Source organism: Pyrodictium delaneyi, assembly GCF_001412615.1.
GTDB lineage: Archaea > Thermoproteota > Thermoprotei_A > Sulfolobales > Pyrodictiaceae > Pyrodictium > Pyrodictium delaneyi.
This window is the reverse complement of sequence record NZ_CP013011.1, coordinates 833217-848213: the sequence shown is the minus strand read 5'-3', so window position 1 is coordinate 848213 and position 14997 is coordinate 833217. Positions and strand designations below refer to the sequence as shown.

The window sequence follows — 14997 nt, the reverse complement described above, 5'->3', positions numbered from 1 at the left end:
TCGTTGCCCCTTTTTACCAGAGCTGCTATGGCCGCGTTGGCGTCTAGAACTACTGCTGCGTAGCGCTAGGGGGTCTAGTAGCGAGTGGTAATTAGGGCATGCACTGGTCAACTGGTTTGGGTGGGCTGGCCTTGTCCAGGGTTGTAAGGGCTAGGTATGAGGGTGGTGTCCTCAAGCTGCTAGACGATGTGGACCTGGAAGAGGGTGAGGAGGTTTTCGTCCGCCTGGAGAGGTTTGAGGATAGGGTTAGACGTCTACGGAAGTATAGGGGGATGCTTGGCAGGGCGAGTAGGGAGGAGATAGAGGAGCTACTGCTTGAGGCGGAGTTCGAGCGCCTCTAGGCTCCGTGGGGGTAAGGGTTGAAGCTGGTTGACTCGAACGTATTCATACACTACCTGCTTGAAGGGGAGAGAGCCGATGAAGCAGAGCTCCTTCTAGCATCTCACCCGGACTTAGCAGTGACAGTAGGGATAATCAATGAGGTCGAGTTCGTCATAATACGTCGTCTAGCCAGGGTCAGGCTGGGGATTAGGAGGCTTGACAGGCTGAAGGAGCATATAAGAGAGAAGGGGCTGGGCTTCGCAGCTGATAAGCTAGAGGAATACGTGGAAATGCTCCGGGAACTCGGTATTACGGTTCTAAGAGATCATGCAGAGCCAAGCGAACTACTAGAGGTCATGAAAAACTATAATCTGACGCCAAGCGACGCTATAATAGCCCTTACATGTAGGCACTACGGCATAGACACTATCCTGACGTTTGACGGGGACTTCAGGAGGGTGCCGTGGCTGAAGGTAATCTCGTGAAACAAGCTTGCTCCCTGAGGCTCCTCGCCGAGGCGCGGAGCAGAGATACGTGCTGGCTCCGGGGTGTCTCCCCCGGGCTATGGTATCACCTTGAGCCATGGTATCTGCTTGAAGTCCTCGTCGAAGGTGGCTATCGCCTCTATACCGTGGCTCCGGCACGTCGCGGCTATCAGCGCGTCGTTTGGCAATAGCCTGTAGCTGGTCATGTACTCTACTATCATGTCTACTCCAGCATTGGTCGGGATGTGCCTGAAGCTCGTGAATAGTGGGTAGACGTCCTGCTCTAGCAGCTCCTCGACCACGTCTATGTGCTTGGCTATGTAGTCTCTAGGGCTTGTACCTGGAGACGTTGAGGGCTAGTCTCGGGTAGCCGTAGACGACTTCGCTGACCACGATATCGTTCACATAGTCCTCCCATTCGCCGTGCTCAGCCATATCTACAAGCTTCTTGGCCTCCCTGGCGCCGGCGAGGCACCGAGGAGGACGTTGGAGTCAAAGAATACCTTCATCATCTATCTCCTCGATAACCCGGTCGACGTCCTCCTGCCTGAGGCTGGGCCTCCGGCGGACGATTATCTCGACCTCCTCCCCCTCCTGGAGGCCGAGATCCTGGAGGGGCCTTAGCACGCCCTTCTCGTAGATAGCCTTGGCCACGGTCTCCTCCTGTAGGCTGCTCAGGGAGCCCCTATACTCTATGGCTATGAGGACAACTGCATAAACACATGCTTCTTGAGGTAATAGAGAGTGTGAGGCAGACACTAGCCCGGGCAAGGACAGCAAGGCTGACAGACTACTATACCCGCAAGACACAGCTGATAGCCAGGCCCCAGGGGTATCGGGGTGTGCCCTTCCGGCTTGCGGTCTAGAAGACGCGCTTGAGGGGTGTCTTGTCGAAGTCGGTGTCGTTTGACACTATCTCGGCGGCTTTGTGTCGTAGCGCGACGGCTAGGTGTAGGGCGTCTTCGAGGTCTAGGCTGTAGGCCTCCATGTAGCGGGCTGCGTCTAGGTAGTCTTGCTGTGTTGTCTCGACTACTCGTAGCCCCTGTAGCCCGCTGAGCGCCTCGAGGACCTTGTCTACGAGGCTCTTGTCGCTGAGTTTTCTCCCGGTGAGCCGTGCGAGGACTACTATGAGCTCGTAGATGGTGATGCTTGCTGTTATGTATGTGCCTCTTGTGGCGGCTTCTACTCTCTTCACCCACTCTAGGGCTTTTCTGCCGTACTCTGGGTGCCCGGTGAGCCAGTAGACGAGGATGTTTACGTCTATGTATCTCCTAGCCAAGCCCTGTACACCGCCTCCTCTATCTCCTCCTCTACGTCGTCTACGCGTCTACGGGGCCTGAATACGCCGTAGTACCTCTCGGCTATGGACTCTGCTTTCTCGATTATTATCCTCCCCTTCTCCTCGTCGACGAGGACCCGGAGCTGGGAGCCCTCACGGAGCCCCAGCTTCCTCCTAACCTCTAGGGGTAGGGTGACCCGGCCCTTAGAGTCAAGCCGGACTATCGTCCCACTACTCACTGTGGTCCCACCATACTCTACCTACCCACTAGGCGCCGCTAAAATTAGGCACCGCCCTGGAGAGGCGAGGAGCGCAGACGAAGACTAGCCTATAGAGGCGTACCTAGAAGATTAGGCTGACTGTTGTCACCAGTGTGGCGGCCGGCTATACAGCCATAACAATACTTCTCTACACCCTACCGATGTCCCCCCGGGTGGAGAATCTGCCAGATAGCGCCTAGGCTCTAAGAGCCAGCGCTACCCTATATGCTGTTGATATTTATATTTCCTGCTGGCGTGTATGGTGCTGGGGCTGCCCGCCGTGGATACCGGCCCTACCGGTGGTGCTGGGGAGCCTGGGCTTCTCCGGCGGGGCGCCGGCTACGTGTACCAGTACTTCCTGGCGAGCCTCGGGCTGGGCCTCGCCCACCGGGCTGTAGGCGCTGTCGTGGGCGACCTGCTGGCCCCGGGGCCGGGGGCGCCGTCTGGGAACCCGCCGCTCCTAGAGATGTTTCTCGCGGGTTTCGCGCTGCTGGCTGTCTATGCTTTGCCGGTCTACTTTCTCTGGAAGGGGTTCGGCTTGCTGAGGCTCTACCGGCCGGGCTACAGCCTGGGGCTGACAGGCGCTAAGCTCGTCATTGCTGGTCTGGCCTCGGTGACGCTGGCCGGCGCCATGCTCGTCTTGGCTGCGTCGTGTGCTGCCTCCCCCGGCTGTGTAGCCTCTGCTGCCGGCGTCTTTGCCGGCGTGTTCGTGTTCGCCGCGCTCGCGTTGACTCTTATCGGTATCGTGGCTGGCTTTGCCGGACTGGCTCTGGAGACTGTGGCGCTGTGGAGGCTGGGAGGCGAGCCCGGCGGCAGCCCGATAAGGGCCGGTATAGTCCTCTGGCTTGCTGGGCTCCCTCTGGGCTTCTCCTCGGCCCTACTGGGCGACGCCCTGTGGCTCGCTGGCTCCCTGCTCGGGGTGCTGGGGGCTAGGAGGCTTCGCGGCCAAGCCGCGGCAAGAGAGGAGGCTGGTACTGTGTAGGTGCTCCAGGGGCTACAGGGGTGCAGGGGTGCCTGGGGACTGAGTGACCCCAGGCGGCTCCTTGGCGGGGATTTGTCCAGGAGGTTATGCTCGTGGAGTGTTCGCCTATTGTGCGTGGGCTCTGGATAGTCTGAGGCAGCTTTTTGCCCTGGCCTGGGCCTTGGAACTAACTAGGGGCTGTGTACAGAGCCCTCCCTGATACTAGAGGTGTTGTGGGTGTGGCTGTCGGCATAGTAGTCGACGCGCTTGCGAGAGAGGCTAGGCTTCTACGGGCTAAGCTACGGATGTACGAGACCCGGATCAGCCGGCTCGAAGAGAAGTACGGTATGAGTTCTAGCGTGTTTCTCGAGAAGTTTGAGAGAGGCGAACTAGGTGACGATGAGGACTACTTCCTTTGGTGGAGCTATCTGAGAGCAAGGAGAGTTATAGAGGAAAGGCTGAGGGAGCTTGAGAAGGAGCTACAGAGGCTTCAGAGACTACGCTAACTGGGTTGCCGAGACGCTGAAGAGCTTCACGGATATAATTGTTGACTACGAGCTAAGCGTTGAAGAGGCTACACCAACTGAGGGCCTTGTTAGGGGTAGAATAGTCTTCGTTGATGGGTCGCAGCTAGAGTTCCTAGAATACGTGGTAGTCTCGAAGAGTGATATATCTAGGCTCAAGTACAGATATCATTACGCCGACCCCGATGGTAAGCTCGTATTTAGGTATGATAACGCGCCACATCATCCGGAGGTTCCTTCTCATCCACACCATAAACATACTGGAGACGGCAAAGTAGTGCCAGCGGCTCCTCCAACGCTCCGGAGCATACTGGAGGAGGTGCTAGAATACATACCGTAGCGTCTTGGACCACTCCCCGGGGCTAGGGGTTCTCTGCTCTACAGGATGGTCAGCGGACGGCAGGGATGCCAACGCATGACCCTAGCGGGACTGTTGACCGAGGGATACCCGGCGCGGGTGTGATAGTGGAGGCTATACTCTTCTATAGCCTGGTGGCGTCCTAGGGCTGGGTCTGGGGTGGGCTGGTATGGCTGGCTATGAGTGCGGGGAGCCGCCCTGCCTCCACGTGGCTGTGGATTACCGGCGTAAGCGGTTCGCGGTGTTCCTGGAGACGGGGGACGGGGAGCTGATATACATACCCTTGGAGAGGCTGGAGAAGGCCTACAAGGAGGCGAGTGAGCTGCTCTCTAAGCGGTTCCGGGAGGCCCGCGGCGATGAGGTTGACGCTATAGCTGAGGAGGTGCTAGGGGCGGAGCCCCTAGAGGAGGAGTAGCCCCCTGGGGCGCGTGGGCCGGGCTCCTTATCTAGCCCCCTGGGGCTCATTCTCTCCCACTGTGGTGCCACCTGGCGTGCGTCCTGGGCGGGCGGTGCGGGGCCCTGTGGTGGGCGTCGGCGCCATAGTGCCCCGCGATAGCGGTGACGGGCTGGAGATTCTGCTGGTGCGGCGCCGGTACCCACCGTTCCCTGGCCGGTGGAGCCTCCCCGGCGGCCACCTTGAGCCCGGGGAGACGATACTCGAGGCGGCTCGGCGGGAGCTGCTGGAGGAGACTGGGGTTGAGGCGGAGCCCCTCGGCGTGGCGCATATCCACGAGCTGGTGGCGGTGGGGCCTGGCGGCCTGCCGGAGCACTACGTGATAATAGACGTGCTGATGAGGTACCTGCGGGGCGAGCCCAGGGGCGATAGTGACGCGGAGGAGGCCAGGTTTGTGCCCTACAGGGAGGCCCTAAGGCTCCCCCTGACGCCGGGCGCCCGTGTCCTCCTAGAAATGCTCCCGGAGATACTGGGCAGCTGCACGCTGAAACCGATCAGGACGGAGGCCCTGGAAGAGGAGCCGAGAGCCCAGGAATAACCCTAGGCCCGGGCCGGCACCGTAAAGGGGCTCCATGCAGAGCCTGGAACGGGATAGGTGCCGGCCTCTCTCTGGGCTAAAAGAGAAAGAGGGGCTAGGGCTCTAGGGCTACTACTAGCTCGTCCTCTTCTATCCGCCAGCGCTTCCCTTCGGCGGGCGGTTCTGCTGCCAGCTCTACCCGCTCGACGCGTACCTCGCGGGCTATGAGCTCCATGTGCCGCTCTACGGCGCTGCGTAGCCGGCCGGCGGCGTACACTATTAGCCTCTTGGCGGTGTGGTCTACTGGGAGGTCTAGCTCCTTCCTTAGCACCTGGGCGCGGCGTATAACCTCCCTGGCTAGGCCCTCGAGCATGGTCTCCTCGTCTAGCTCCATGTCCACGTAGACGACCATGCTGTCTGTCTCTAGCTTCTCGGCGCCAGCCGCCCACTCGGGCGCCCCCTCTACGACCTCGACCGTCTTTATGTTGGCGAACCTGGCTAGCACGTCAGCGGCCTCCTGGAGCCGGCTGGGGCTCAGCATGGTGCCCGGCTTCGCGGCTACAGCGGCGCGGCGGAGTGGCCAGCGCCTCTTCAGCCGGCGCTCGCTGCGGAGGGCCAACACCTTCTCTGCAGCGTCTAGCGCCTCCTCTACGGCGCGGTAGCTCTCCTCGTCGAGCAGCTCCCCGGGCACCTGGGGCCACTGGAGCATGTGTACGCTCTCGGGGGCGTCGGGCTCATACTTCCGTATGAAGGCCTGGTAGAGGTACTCCGAGAGGAACGGCACCACCGGGGCCATCGCTGCCAGTGTCGCCTTTAGCACGTAGTAGAGGGTGGCGTAGGCGGCGTCCTTGCTCTCGGTGGCCTCCTCCTCCCAGACCCTGGGCCTTATCAATGGTATGTAGCGGTGGCTCAGCTGCTCCACTACAAGGTCTACCAGGGCTTGGACAGCCTGGTGCATGTTGTCGCTCTCTATAGCCTCTTCGACCCTCCGCAGCGCCTCGTGTAGCCTGTAGAGTATCCACCGGTCCTCAGCCTGGAGCCGTGCCTCGGTGGGCGGCTTCGGCTTCCACTGGTCTAGCTCCATGTAGGTGTCGGCGAACTTGACTGTGTTCCAGAGTATGTTGAGGTAGCCCTGGTACCGCTTCACCTCGTCTGGGTCGAAGTTTATGCTGTCCCACGGCGCGCGGCTTAGCAGGAATATCCTCATCGGGTCCGTGCCGTTCTTCTCCATCCAGTCCATGGCCCATATCACGTTGCCCTTACTCTTGCTCATCTTCTTGCCGTGCTTGTCGAGCACGTGGCCCTGGAGCAGCACGCTACGGTAGGGCGCCCGGCCGTGCCAGACTACGCCCGTCACGAGTAGCGTGTAGAACCAGCCACGGGTCTGGTCGGCGGCCTCGGTTATCCAGGTGTAGGGGTATAGCTTGTCCCACAGGCTGAGCCACCCGTACTGCCGGAGCGCAGCAGTGTGCGCTACGCCGCTGTCCATCCACACGTCTACCACGAACGGCTCACGCTTCATCACGCCGCCGCACTCTGGGCAGCGCAGCTCCACCCGGTCTATGTGAGGCCGGTGTGGGTCCTCCGGCACACTCTCCGGGTCCACGGCCAGCTTGCGTAGCTCCTCTAGGCTGCCCACGACCACTATGTGGCCGCAGCCGGTGCACCGCCAGACGGGGAGCGGGGTGCCCCAGTAGCGCTCGCGGCTTATACACCAGTCACGGGCGTTCTCCACCCAGTCGCCCATCCTCTTCACTGCCCAGCCCGGGGCCCACCTCATCGAGTATACTTCCTCGGCCATCTTCCGCTTCAGCTCGTCGGTGAGCCTTATGAACCACTGCCTCGACGCGTAGTAGAAGAGCCTGGTGCCGCAGCGCCAGCAGAACGGGTACTCGTGCCTCACCACGCCAGCGTGGACAAGCAGCCCCTTCTCCTTAAGCACCTCGACTACCTTCCTGCTAGCGTCCTCGAACCAGAGCCCCTTGAACGCGCCAGCCTCCTCGCCGAATACACCGTCCTCCCGGAGCGGCGTGTACGCCTCCAGGCCGTGCTTCTGGCCTAGCTCGAAGTCCTCGGGGCCGTGGGCGGGCGCGGCGTGTACTACCCCGGTACCATCCTCCATGGTCACCCAGTCTGCCGCTAGCACAGTGTGGTACGGGGGCTCGTGGCGCTGGTGGTAGGGCACTTCCTCGAGGAGCGGGTGCCGGTACCTCATGCCTACGAGGCTGGAGCCTGTCACCCTGTTTATCACGGTGTAGTTCTCTAGCCCGACCTCCTTGGCAAATGCTTCTAGCCGCTTCTCGGCGAGTATCCAGACCTCGTCGCCGACTGCTATGAAGACGTACCACTCCTCAGGGTGGACCACAGCAGCCTCGTTGGCTATTATGGTCCAGGGGGTGGTGGTCCAGGCGACTAGGTAGGTGTTCTCGAGCCCCTCGAGGGGCAGCTTGAAGTAGACGCTGGGGTCGTCTACCTCCTCGTAGCCCTGGGCTAGCTCATGGCTGCTCAGTGCCGTGCCGCAGCGGGGGCATCTTGGCACTACGCGGCGGCCCTCGTAGAGTAGGCCCTTCTCGTGCGCCCGCTTGACGAACTCCCATATGGCCTCTATGTAGCGGGGATCCCTTGTCTGGTAGGCGTGCTGGTAGTCTAGCCAGAGGCCTAGCCGCTTGCTCGCCCGCTCCCAGTGCCCGAGGTAGTAGTCTACGAGCTTCTTACACTCCTCTATGAAGCGCTCGACGCCGTACTCCTCTATCTCCTTCTTGCTCCGAAGCCCCAGCCGCTTCTCTACCTCGAGCTCTACGGGGAGCCCCTGGGTGTCCCAGCCGGCCTGGTCCCAGACCCTGTAGCCCCGCATCCGGGCATAGCGGAGCTTCACGTCCTTCAGCGTCCTGCCCCGGGCGTGACCAACGTGCATGAAGCCGTTAGCGGTGGGCGGGCCCTCGAGGAACGCGAATATCGGGGCGTCTTTGCGCTCGTCCCAGGTCATCCGCTTGACTTTCTCGTATATCTTATTCTCCTCCCAGAAGCGGAGAACCCATTCCTCGACCTTGAGTGGGTTATAGCCTCCTTTCAGGACGGGCCTCCCGGATAATGGACATCACCATGTTCATCGCGTCCCCCGGGGCCCCTTAAACTCTCCGCGCCCCTGGGGCCTAGAGGATGGCCACCGAGTAGAGGTGGTAGCGGGCTAGCCTCCCCGATACCGGGTCCCGGGGGTAGAGCCGGAGCTGCCGGGGCGCCGCCCCCATGCTATGGAGTATCGCTGCTAGCTCCTCTGCGCCCCGCGCGGCGAGGTCCACGTCCACGAAGCTCGGCGTATACACGGCGACCGGGGCGGGGTCGCTGGGCTGCCTAGGGGTCTCTACCCGGATCGCCCACGTCTCGCCTCTACCCAGTGCCTCGATGAGCCTAGGTACTAGCTGGGCCCGCTGCCCGCGAGGGAGATGGACCACCCATGCTGCCTCCAGCGCCCAGGCAGCCTCCTCGGGGCCGCGGATACAGAGACCCCAGTCGAGGAGCAGGTCTATGTGCGTGTGTAGCGCAGTCCAGTCCGGGCTGAGGCCCCGGCGCTGAGCCCGAGCCGCGAGAATTGAAGCATCTACGCGCCGTGAGCAGAGCGCATCCACATCATCGAGGACCATGACCCTGATAGTGTCTAGCGCATAGTTGATAGCAGAGACAGTCCCTTCCGCGAGGCTATAGCGGCCAGCCGCGGCGCCTCCGAGAAGACGCTCGAGAGGCTCGTGGTCTACACCTAGCTCTCCTAGTCTTGAGAGGTCTACACTCCACTCAGATACCCGGGATGCAGCCCTCCACTCCTCTAGAACCCTGTCGAGTAGCTCCTCTACCTCGCCCTTGTCCGTACCGTTGACTTTCGCAAGCCACTTAGCAGTCTTCCCTAGGCGACGCGGGCTAAGTGCTTCAGGCCGTAGAGCTTCTAGACACCTATCACAGAGGGGGACTAGATCCTCGAAGACAGCGAGACCCTGGGAGCCCTCTATCATGTAGCTCCAGAGCTCAGCCATACCCTCTGTCTTGCGGCCACAGACATGGCAACGATCAGAGACGCGTGAGGCGAAGAATTCCTCTAGCCCTGTAAGGGCGGACGCTATAGTGTCCTGATCTACGCTTGCCAGGCTAGCCGCAAGCTGCTCGTCGATTTCCCGCAGGTTTGCCAGGAGTACACCTTGTTCACGTAAGTGTAGCGGAGTCGGCCGGGGGCACAGCTTTTGCAGCCTGCTGCATGCCTCCTCGTAGAGCCTATGCATTTCAGCCCCTCCATCTCAACCAGCACCGGCATGTACTGGGCACGAGTAGTGACCACGTGACTAGAGTCCAAGCTAGTCCACGTTTATATCACGGAGGTGACTGGCTATACATCTTCCCCCGCTAGGAGCCCAGCACTACCGTTATTAACACGAGTATAAGTGTATCACTGGTGTAGGGGCTAAGAGAGTGTAGCTAAGCATGATTGAGAGTATAGGCCAGCAGCTGCTAAGAATTATGTACACACGGGTAAGGCCGAAGATACATACCCGTGCTGCAGAGCTAGTCACGTCTATGGAGCCGCGCGTACTCCTCGACATAGGCTCTGCTAATGCCCTCCTAGCCAGTGCACTAATGGATAAGGGCTACATGCCGCAAGTATATGTGGCACTAGACCCCGACCCAGTGCTCCTCACGTATGCTGAGCCCGGGATAGCACTTGAACGAGTAATGGGGGTGGCGGAGAGTCTGCCGCTGCGCAGCTACTCTGTCGACCTCTCGGTCTTCCACGACTCGCTACACCATCTCAACGACCCCGACAAGGCTCTAGAAGAAGCGGCTCGTGTCTCAGAGTGCATACTAGTCGACGACATAGACCCCGACAGTCTGCCCGGGAGGCTTGTAGCCCTACTAGAGCGGCTCGTGGGCTTCCCCGCCCGGTTCATAGATGCAAGTACACTCGTAGAGAAGCTGGAGGAAAGAGGGCTACGAGTGATAGTTGTCCGTAAAACCCGCCGGCTACCAACTTACCGGATACTAGCCTGCCGTTAAGCGCTAGCCCCTACCTGCTCTGGGAGCCCCGGGAGTACCGTAGCCTTAGACCGGTAGTAGGCGGCGGGCCTCCTCCTCGGGTAGGCCGCTCTCGGGGCTGTAGAGTGCTTCCCGGAGCTTCTCCAGCACCTCCTCCAGCACACGCTGGTAGTCTACGAGGCCCTCCTCTATACGGTCCATGGTCTCCTGTAGCCTCCGAGTCACCTCCTCCGAGACTAGGCCGCCAAACCGCTTCATTAGGAAGTCGTAGACGCCTATACCCCTGCTCGTGGCTATCATTGAGCCTGCCCGACCAGCAGTAACGACGTAGCCGCGGCGCAGGAGTGTGTCTATTATCTTGGCGTAGGTGCTCGGCCTGCCTATGCCACGCTCCTTCATCATCCGGACGACCTCCGCCTGTGTCAGCAGCTGCACCGGGCTCCATACCCGGACACGTAGCTCCTCTAGCCGGTATTCGCCCGGCGCCACTCTGGGCTGCGGCCTCGCTACCGGGTATACCTCGAGCCAGCCCCGCTCCAACACCTCCACTGTCCTCTCCACGACGCGCTCGATCCTCTTGGGCTGCTCACCGGGGAGACGGATCTCCAAGACCACCTTCGCGCGCTGCTTCCTCACCCTGGCCGGCCGCATCTGGCTCGCTATGAACCTGCGGAAGATGAGGTCGTAGAGCCGGTAGTGGCGCTGGGTCAGCGGGCGGGCTAGCTGCAGCGCGCCCTCCTCTACTAGGCGGCGGAGCGTCTCAGCGTCAATTGGCCTAGTGGGCCTTATCGCCTCGTGGGCTCCGCCCTCGCCCCAGCGCCGGGGCTGGAACACCTCCTCCAGCCTGTCCTCGCCGTAGCGGTAGCGGAGGTACTCCCAGGCCACTGCTATGCCCGCGTCGCTGACCCGGGTGCTGTCGGTACGGTGGTAGGTTATGAGACCCAGCTCGAACAGGTCCTGGGCCAGCCTCATGGCCTCCGGGGCTGCGAGGCCGAGCCTTGACGCGGCCTCGGCCAGCAGGGCGTCGGTCGTGAACGGTGGCAGCGGTTTTAGCTCATCCTCCCACTCCTCCACGTCGCCCACAGTGGCCCTGACTGCGCCGCCACGCTCCAGAGCCTCGTTGACCTCTCTTATCACCCTGGCTTTGCGGCGCCGCACCGCCTCTAGCTCCTCGAGGCTCTCCAGCACGTTGTGCCGCTGGAGGGCCTCCTCTAGAGCACGCTTGGCCTCCTCGAGGGCAGCCCGTATCCGGTCGCTAGCCTCGTCGCCCCGTAGCTCGAGCTCTAGCTCGCCCTTCTCGCCGCGTAGCCGTAGACGGTAGAGCGGTACTCGGAGGAACCTGCTCCCGAGCGTGTGCTCCACGATCCAGCCGAGGACCGGGGTCTGGACGCGGCCAGCGCTCAGGTTGTAGTTGGGCCGGTCGCACTCCTCGCGGAGCCTAGCCATCTGCTCCATAGCGTTGAGCATAGCTGTGGCTGTCTTCAGGTTGCGGCGGGCACTACGGTGCCTAGCTGTGAGGCTCCAGCGGCAGAACCATGGCCAGAACCTTGTCCAGAGCACCGGGCTCAGCGTGAAGCCTATCCAGCGGTCCTCAACCCTCCGGACTATCTGGGCCTCTACCAGCCTCTCTAGGAATGGGCGGGCGCCGTGGATAGCCTCGAGTATCGCTCGACGGGTTATCTCGTGGAACTCGACCCTCACAATCCCCCGGGCAGTGGGCCGGATCAGGCTAGCCAGGTCCCAGCCAATCTTCTCACCCTCGGTATCCGGGTCAGTGCCTATCATAACCACGTCGACTTCGCTGGCTAGGTCGCGGAGCGCCTCCACAATGTCCCAACTGTTCTTGACCAGCGGCGAGCCGCAGACTGGGCAGCGTAGCTCGCCCCGGCCCGTCACCGGGTTGTAGTCCTCGGGGCTCACCGCCCACTGGTGGCCACATGCAAGGCAGCGGGCTAGCGGCGTGTAGACCGGGAGGAACCGCCGGCCGCCATCGCCAGCCACGAGCACTCCGTGGACGTTCCGCGCCGACTCCCAGTCGTAGCCCTCCACCGAGTCCTTTAGGAGGTCGAGGAGCCAGCCCGGCTCCACCACCTCCCGGGGCGTCGCGGGCTTCACCAGGTCGTAGATGTGACCGCCGCTCGCGGCTACGAGGAGCACGTAGTCGCCAGTGGAGACCTCGTAGACCCTTAGCGGGCCTATCTGCCGGGCGCTAGGCCTCCCGAAGAACCCGGCTATAGTGCGGGCCTTGTTCGGGCTCTCGACCACGAGTAGCGCCGTCTTCACCAGCTCCATGAACTCCGGCTTGACCCTGCCCTCGAGTACAGCTCTTACCCTCTCCCTGTCCCTGTTTATCTCGCGCAGCAGGCTGGGGAGGTCTAGCTCCTCGAACCGCTTCCACTCGGCCTCTACGAGCCACCGGGTTCTCCGCATGAGCCCGTTGAGGAGCCTGGGGTCGTCCACCACTACTACGCTGAGGCCCCGGGTTATACCGCCCGCGAAGAGCCTGCTAGTCCTACCCGAGGCCTGGATGTAGGTCGCCACGTCGGGGACTAGTATATAGGCCCGCTCGCCCTCCCGGACCACGGCTATGTCGTCGGCCTCCTCTAGCGCCTGCCAGACATCCTCCCTCTTCATTGTCTCGCGGAGCCACTCGAGGGCCTCCGCAAAGGCCTTGGCAGCATCGCTCTCTAGGGGCCGCTCGCCCCTCAGCTCCTCCGCGACTCGGGCGAGCGCGGCCTGGCTAAGCCTCCTCACGATACCCCGTAGCCTACCTAGCAGCATCTGGGCCCGCTCAGCCACGTCCCTGGGCCCGTGCTCGGCGAGAACCGCGAGAGCGCGGAGCATGCTGACGGGGTGGGGGTCCTCGAACCGGGCGCTGAACTTTAGCCGGGGCACACCGGCGAAGACCGCGTAGCGTATCCGGTCGGGCAGGTCGAGGCCGCGGACCGCGACGCCGTAGTAGACGGCTACGCCTACGAGGACCTGGGTCTCCCCCATGCGGAACCGGTCGAGCGCCTCCTGGTTCCGGGAGGTGAACGCCTCAGCCGCGATGCCGTGCTCGCGTAGCAGCTCCGCGAGCCTCTCAGCGTACTCGGCGCCCCGGTCAACCGGCACGTAGACTAGGCCGCCGTCGCCTAGCTTCGCTACGAGCTCCACCACCTTGGCCTCTAGGCCCTCGGGGCCGGGGAACGTGTAGGAGTCGACGATGTTCCTTATCGCCTCCCCCGCCGAGCCGGCCTGGAAGCCTAGCAGCGCCTGGAACAGCCGGACCCTGCTGCCCCTCGGCCTCCCAGTAGCACTGCTCACGACGAGCACGGCGGCCCGGGAGCGGGCTTCCTCGAGCCTCTGCTCAACCTCGCGTAGCTCACGGTAGAGGGGCTCCAGCCGCTCCTCGAACACCCGTTTCCGCAGCTCTCTTATGTCCTCGGCGCGTATCCGGCGCCCCCGCCTCCTCATGGCCTCGCGTAGCCGCTGGAGCCTCCTGTTGAACTCCTGCTGAGCCCGCTGCGCTTCCCAGACTAGGCGGCGCTGTAGCTGCAGCAGCCGCCAGCCCAGCTCGACCTCCTCCTTGCCGAAGCCGACGACGCGTAGTACAGCGTCTACGCTCTTACCGCTCTTCAGCACAGCGTCGACGTCGTCTACGAATACGAAGCGGAATCCACGGCCCCACCTCTCCCGTAGACTAGCCAGCGTCTCGGCGTTCCGGATCATGTACTGGCTCGTCGTTATCAGTATGTCGAAGTCGCCCTCCTCTACCAGCTGTAGCAGCTGCCTCCTCTGCCGCTGAGAGAGCCGGCTATGCAGCGCGATTATCCGGGCCGGCACCCCCGCAGCATCCGCTAGCCTCCTCGCCCTCTCCTCAACCATCCGCACCAACGGCGTAGTAGGAACCACTATGTAGCTCTTCTCACCCCGCAGCGCCAGGTAGACAGCCATCAAGACGCCGAACGTGGTCTTACCCACGCCAGTCGGCGCTATAGCAGCAAAGCTCTTCCCCTTGAGGACACGACGCACCCAGGTACGCTGGGCACTCCACAGCCGGGAGCCAGTAGCCTTCTCGAAGAGCGCCTCGACCTCCCGCGCCTCCCTCTCGACACGCGCATAGAACTCTAGAGGGCTCCCCTGGCGCAGCCTCCCAGTCTTAGCGAGAACCTCCGCAGCATCCAGCGGGCTCTCAACAGCCACACGCTCCGGGAGACAACGAGGACACGGGAGCCCGAGGAGGAGCCTATCGTCTCCCACGGGGCCGCCACAGTTGGGGCACGAGTACACGTAAACGCCCCGTGCCGGCTCCCAGCCAGCTCCACCGGCTCCGCCTAGAACACCGCCACTACTACCAGCCTGCAAGCCAGTATCAGTCCCCGCACCAGGCCACGCCAGGTACCCAGGTACAACTACTTTAGGTATTGAGACTAGAAAGTCTAGGGCATAGCACCGGGGCTTATATTGTACTGGGCCCCGGCGCCCTGGTAGACACTAAGCTCTGATAACGCCTAGACTTAGGCTTACCCCTCCCATAGAGGATATATCGTTCCCGGATGCTGTTAGAGCAGCTACTTGGGGGCAATTCCGGCTAAACACGGCTGCCTCGGAGCACCTGCATTGATGACGCTCATTGCCACATTGTCTAGCCGTCGCCGCCTCGACACTACGACGCTATACTTCAAGAATGGGGAAGCTACGTGCCAGTTCATTGTGACGATTAGATGAAATTATGACGTGAGGGACTGGGTAGTGAGCGTGGAACTGGGCGCCGCCCGTGTGGACCCCGCCCTCATCCCTTCCCGGGGTGCCGCCCCGGTGTCAGGGGCGGGTGAGCCGC

Annotated in this window: 15 protein-coding genes; 8 read left to right on the top strand and 7 right to left on the bottom strand. The window is 62.2% G+C overall.

Features of this window, described 5'->3' with window-relative positions; genetic code table 11:
* The first annotated feature begins 131 nt into the window (after positions 1–131).
* A complete protein-coding gene (locus tag Pyrde_RS04355; RefSeq protein WP_055408533.1) occupies positions 132–341 on the top strand; it encodes an antitoxin family protein in 210 nt (69 codons plus the stop codon).
* A gap of 18 nt (positions 342–359) precedes the next feature.
* Positions 360–806 carry a type II toxin-antitoxin system VapC family toxin gene (locus Pyrde_RS10415; RefSeq protein ID WP_143522035.1) on the top strand — a complete coding sequence of 149 codons (447 nt, stop codon included), beginning with the start codon at positions 360–362 and terminating at the stop codon, positions 804–806.
* Positions 807–883: 77 nt separating this feature from the next.
* Here the strand turns inward: Pyrde_RS10415 and Pyrde_RS10835 are convergent, their stop codons facing one another.
* The 4 genes from Pyrde_RS10835 to Pyrde_RS04335 form a co-directional block, all read right to left on the bottom strand.
* The gene (locus Pyrde_RS10835; RefSeq protein WP_055408531.1) at positions 884–1108 is read right to left on the bottom strand and encodes a PIN domain-containing protein; all 225 of its coding nucleotides are present in this window, start codon (positions 1106–1108) and stop codon (positions 884–886) included.
* A 190-nt stretch (positions 1109–1298) separates the two neighbouring features.
* Positions 1299–1460 carry an antitoxin family protein gene (locus Pyrde_RS10625; RefSeq protein WP_143522036.1) on the bottom strand — a complete coding sequence of 54 codons (162 nt, stop codon included), beginning with the start codon at positions 1458–1460 and terminating at the stop codon, positions 1299–1301.
* Positions 1461–1668: 208 nt separating this feature from the next.
* Positions 1669–2085 carry a type II toxin-antitoxin system VapC family toxin gene (locus Pyrde_RS04340; RefSeq protein WP_055408529.1) on the bottom strand — a complete coding sequence of 139 codons (417 nt, stop codon included), beginning with the start codon at positions 2083–2085 and terminating at the stop codon, positions 1669–1671.
* A complete protein-coding gene (locus tag Pyrde_RS04335) occupies positions 2067–2324 on the bottom strand; it encodes an AbrB/MazE/SpoVT family DNA-binding domain-containing protein (RefSeq protein ID WP_055408527.1) in 258 nt (85 codons plus the stop codon). The genes Pyrde_RS04340 and Pyrde_RS04335 overlap by 19 nt, the downstream gene beginning before the upstream one ends.
* Positions 2325–2604: 280 nt before the next feature.
* Here Pyrde_RS04335 and Pyrde_RS04330 point away from each other — a divergent pair, with 280 nt between their 5' ends.
* From Pyrde_RS04330 to Pyrde_RS04310, 5 genes are all read left to right on the top strand, one after another.
* Positions 2605–3327, top strand: a complete 723-nt coding sequence (locus Pyrde_RS04330; protein ID WP_055408525.1) for a hypothetical protein — start codon at positions 2605–2607, stop codon at positions 3325–3327.
* A gap of 218 nt (positions 3328–3545) precedes the next feature.
* Positions 3546–3812 (top strand): hypothetical protein, encoded by a 267-nt coding sequence (locus tag Pyrde_RS04325; protein ID WP_143522037.1) that lies wholly within the window; start codon positions 3546–3548, stop codon positions 3810–3812.
* Positions 3775–4170: a toxin-antitoxin system TumE family protein gene (locus tag Pyrde_RS10825; protein WP_055408522.1), complete on the top strand. Its 396-nt coding sequence runs from the start codon at positions 3775–3777 to the stop codon at positions 4168–4170. Before Pyrde_RS04325 ends, Pyrde_RS10825 begins: the two co-directional genes overlap by 38 nt.
* 187 nt (positions 4171–4357) lie before the next feature.
* Positions 4358–4603: a hypothetical protein gene (locus Pyrde_RS04315; RefSeq protein WP_055408520.1), complete on the top strand. Its 246-nt coding sequence runs from the start codon at positions 4358–4360 to the stop codon at positions 4601–4603.
* Positions 4604–4679: 76 nt separating this feature from the next.
* The gene (locus tag Pyrde_RS04310; RefSeq protein WP_180385424.1) at positions 4680–5180 is read left to right on the top strand and encodes an NUDIX hydrolase; all 501 of its coding nucleotides are present in this window, start codon (positions 4680–4682) and stop codon (positions 5178–5180) included.
* A 94-nt stretch (positions 5181–5274) separates the two neighbouring features.
* Here Pyrde_RS04310 and ileS read toward each other — a convergent pair whose 3' ends face one another.
* Positions 5275–8232 (bottom strand): isoleucine--tRNA ligase, encoded by a 2958-nt coding sequence (gene ileS / locus Pyrde_RS04305; RefSeq protein ID WP_055408516.1) that lies wholly within the window; start codon positions 8230–8232, stop codon positions 5275–5277.
* A 79-nt stretch (positions 8233–8311) separates the two neighbouring features.
* Positions 8312–9427, bottom strand: coding sequence for a hypothetical protein (locus tag Pyrde_RS04300; RefSeq protein ID WP_055408514.1), 1116 nt, complete (start codon positions 9425–9427; stop codon positions 8312–8314).
* 199 nt (positions 9428–9626) lie between these two features.
* Here Pyrde_RS04300 and Pyrde_RS04295 point away from each other — a divergent pair, with 199 nt between their 5' ends.
* Positions 9627–10196: a class I SAM-dependent methyltransferase gene (locus tag Pyrde_RS04295; RefSeq protein WP_055408513.1), complete on the top strand. Its 570-nt coding sequence runs from the start codon at positions 9627–9629 to the stop codon at positions 10194–10196.
* 45 nt (positions 10197–10241) lie between these two features.
* On the opposite strand, the gene rgy is transcribed toward Pyrde_RS04295, so the two are convergent.
* Positions 10242–14522, bottom strand: a complete 4281-nt coding sequence (gene rgy, locus Pyrde_RS04290) for a reverse gyrase (RefSeq protein ID WP_055408510.1) — start codon at positions 14520–14522, stop codon at positions 10242–10244.
* Positions 14523–14997: the final 475 nt, after the last annotated feature.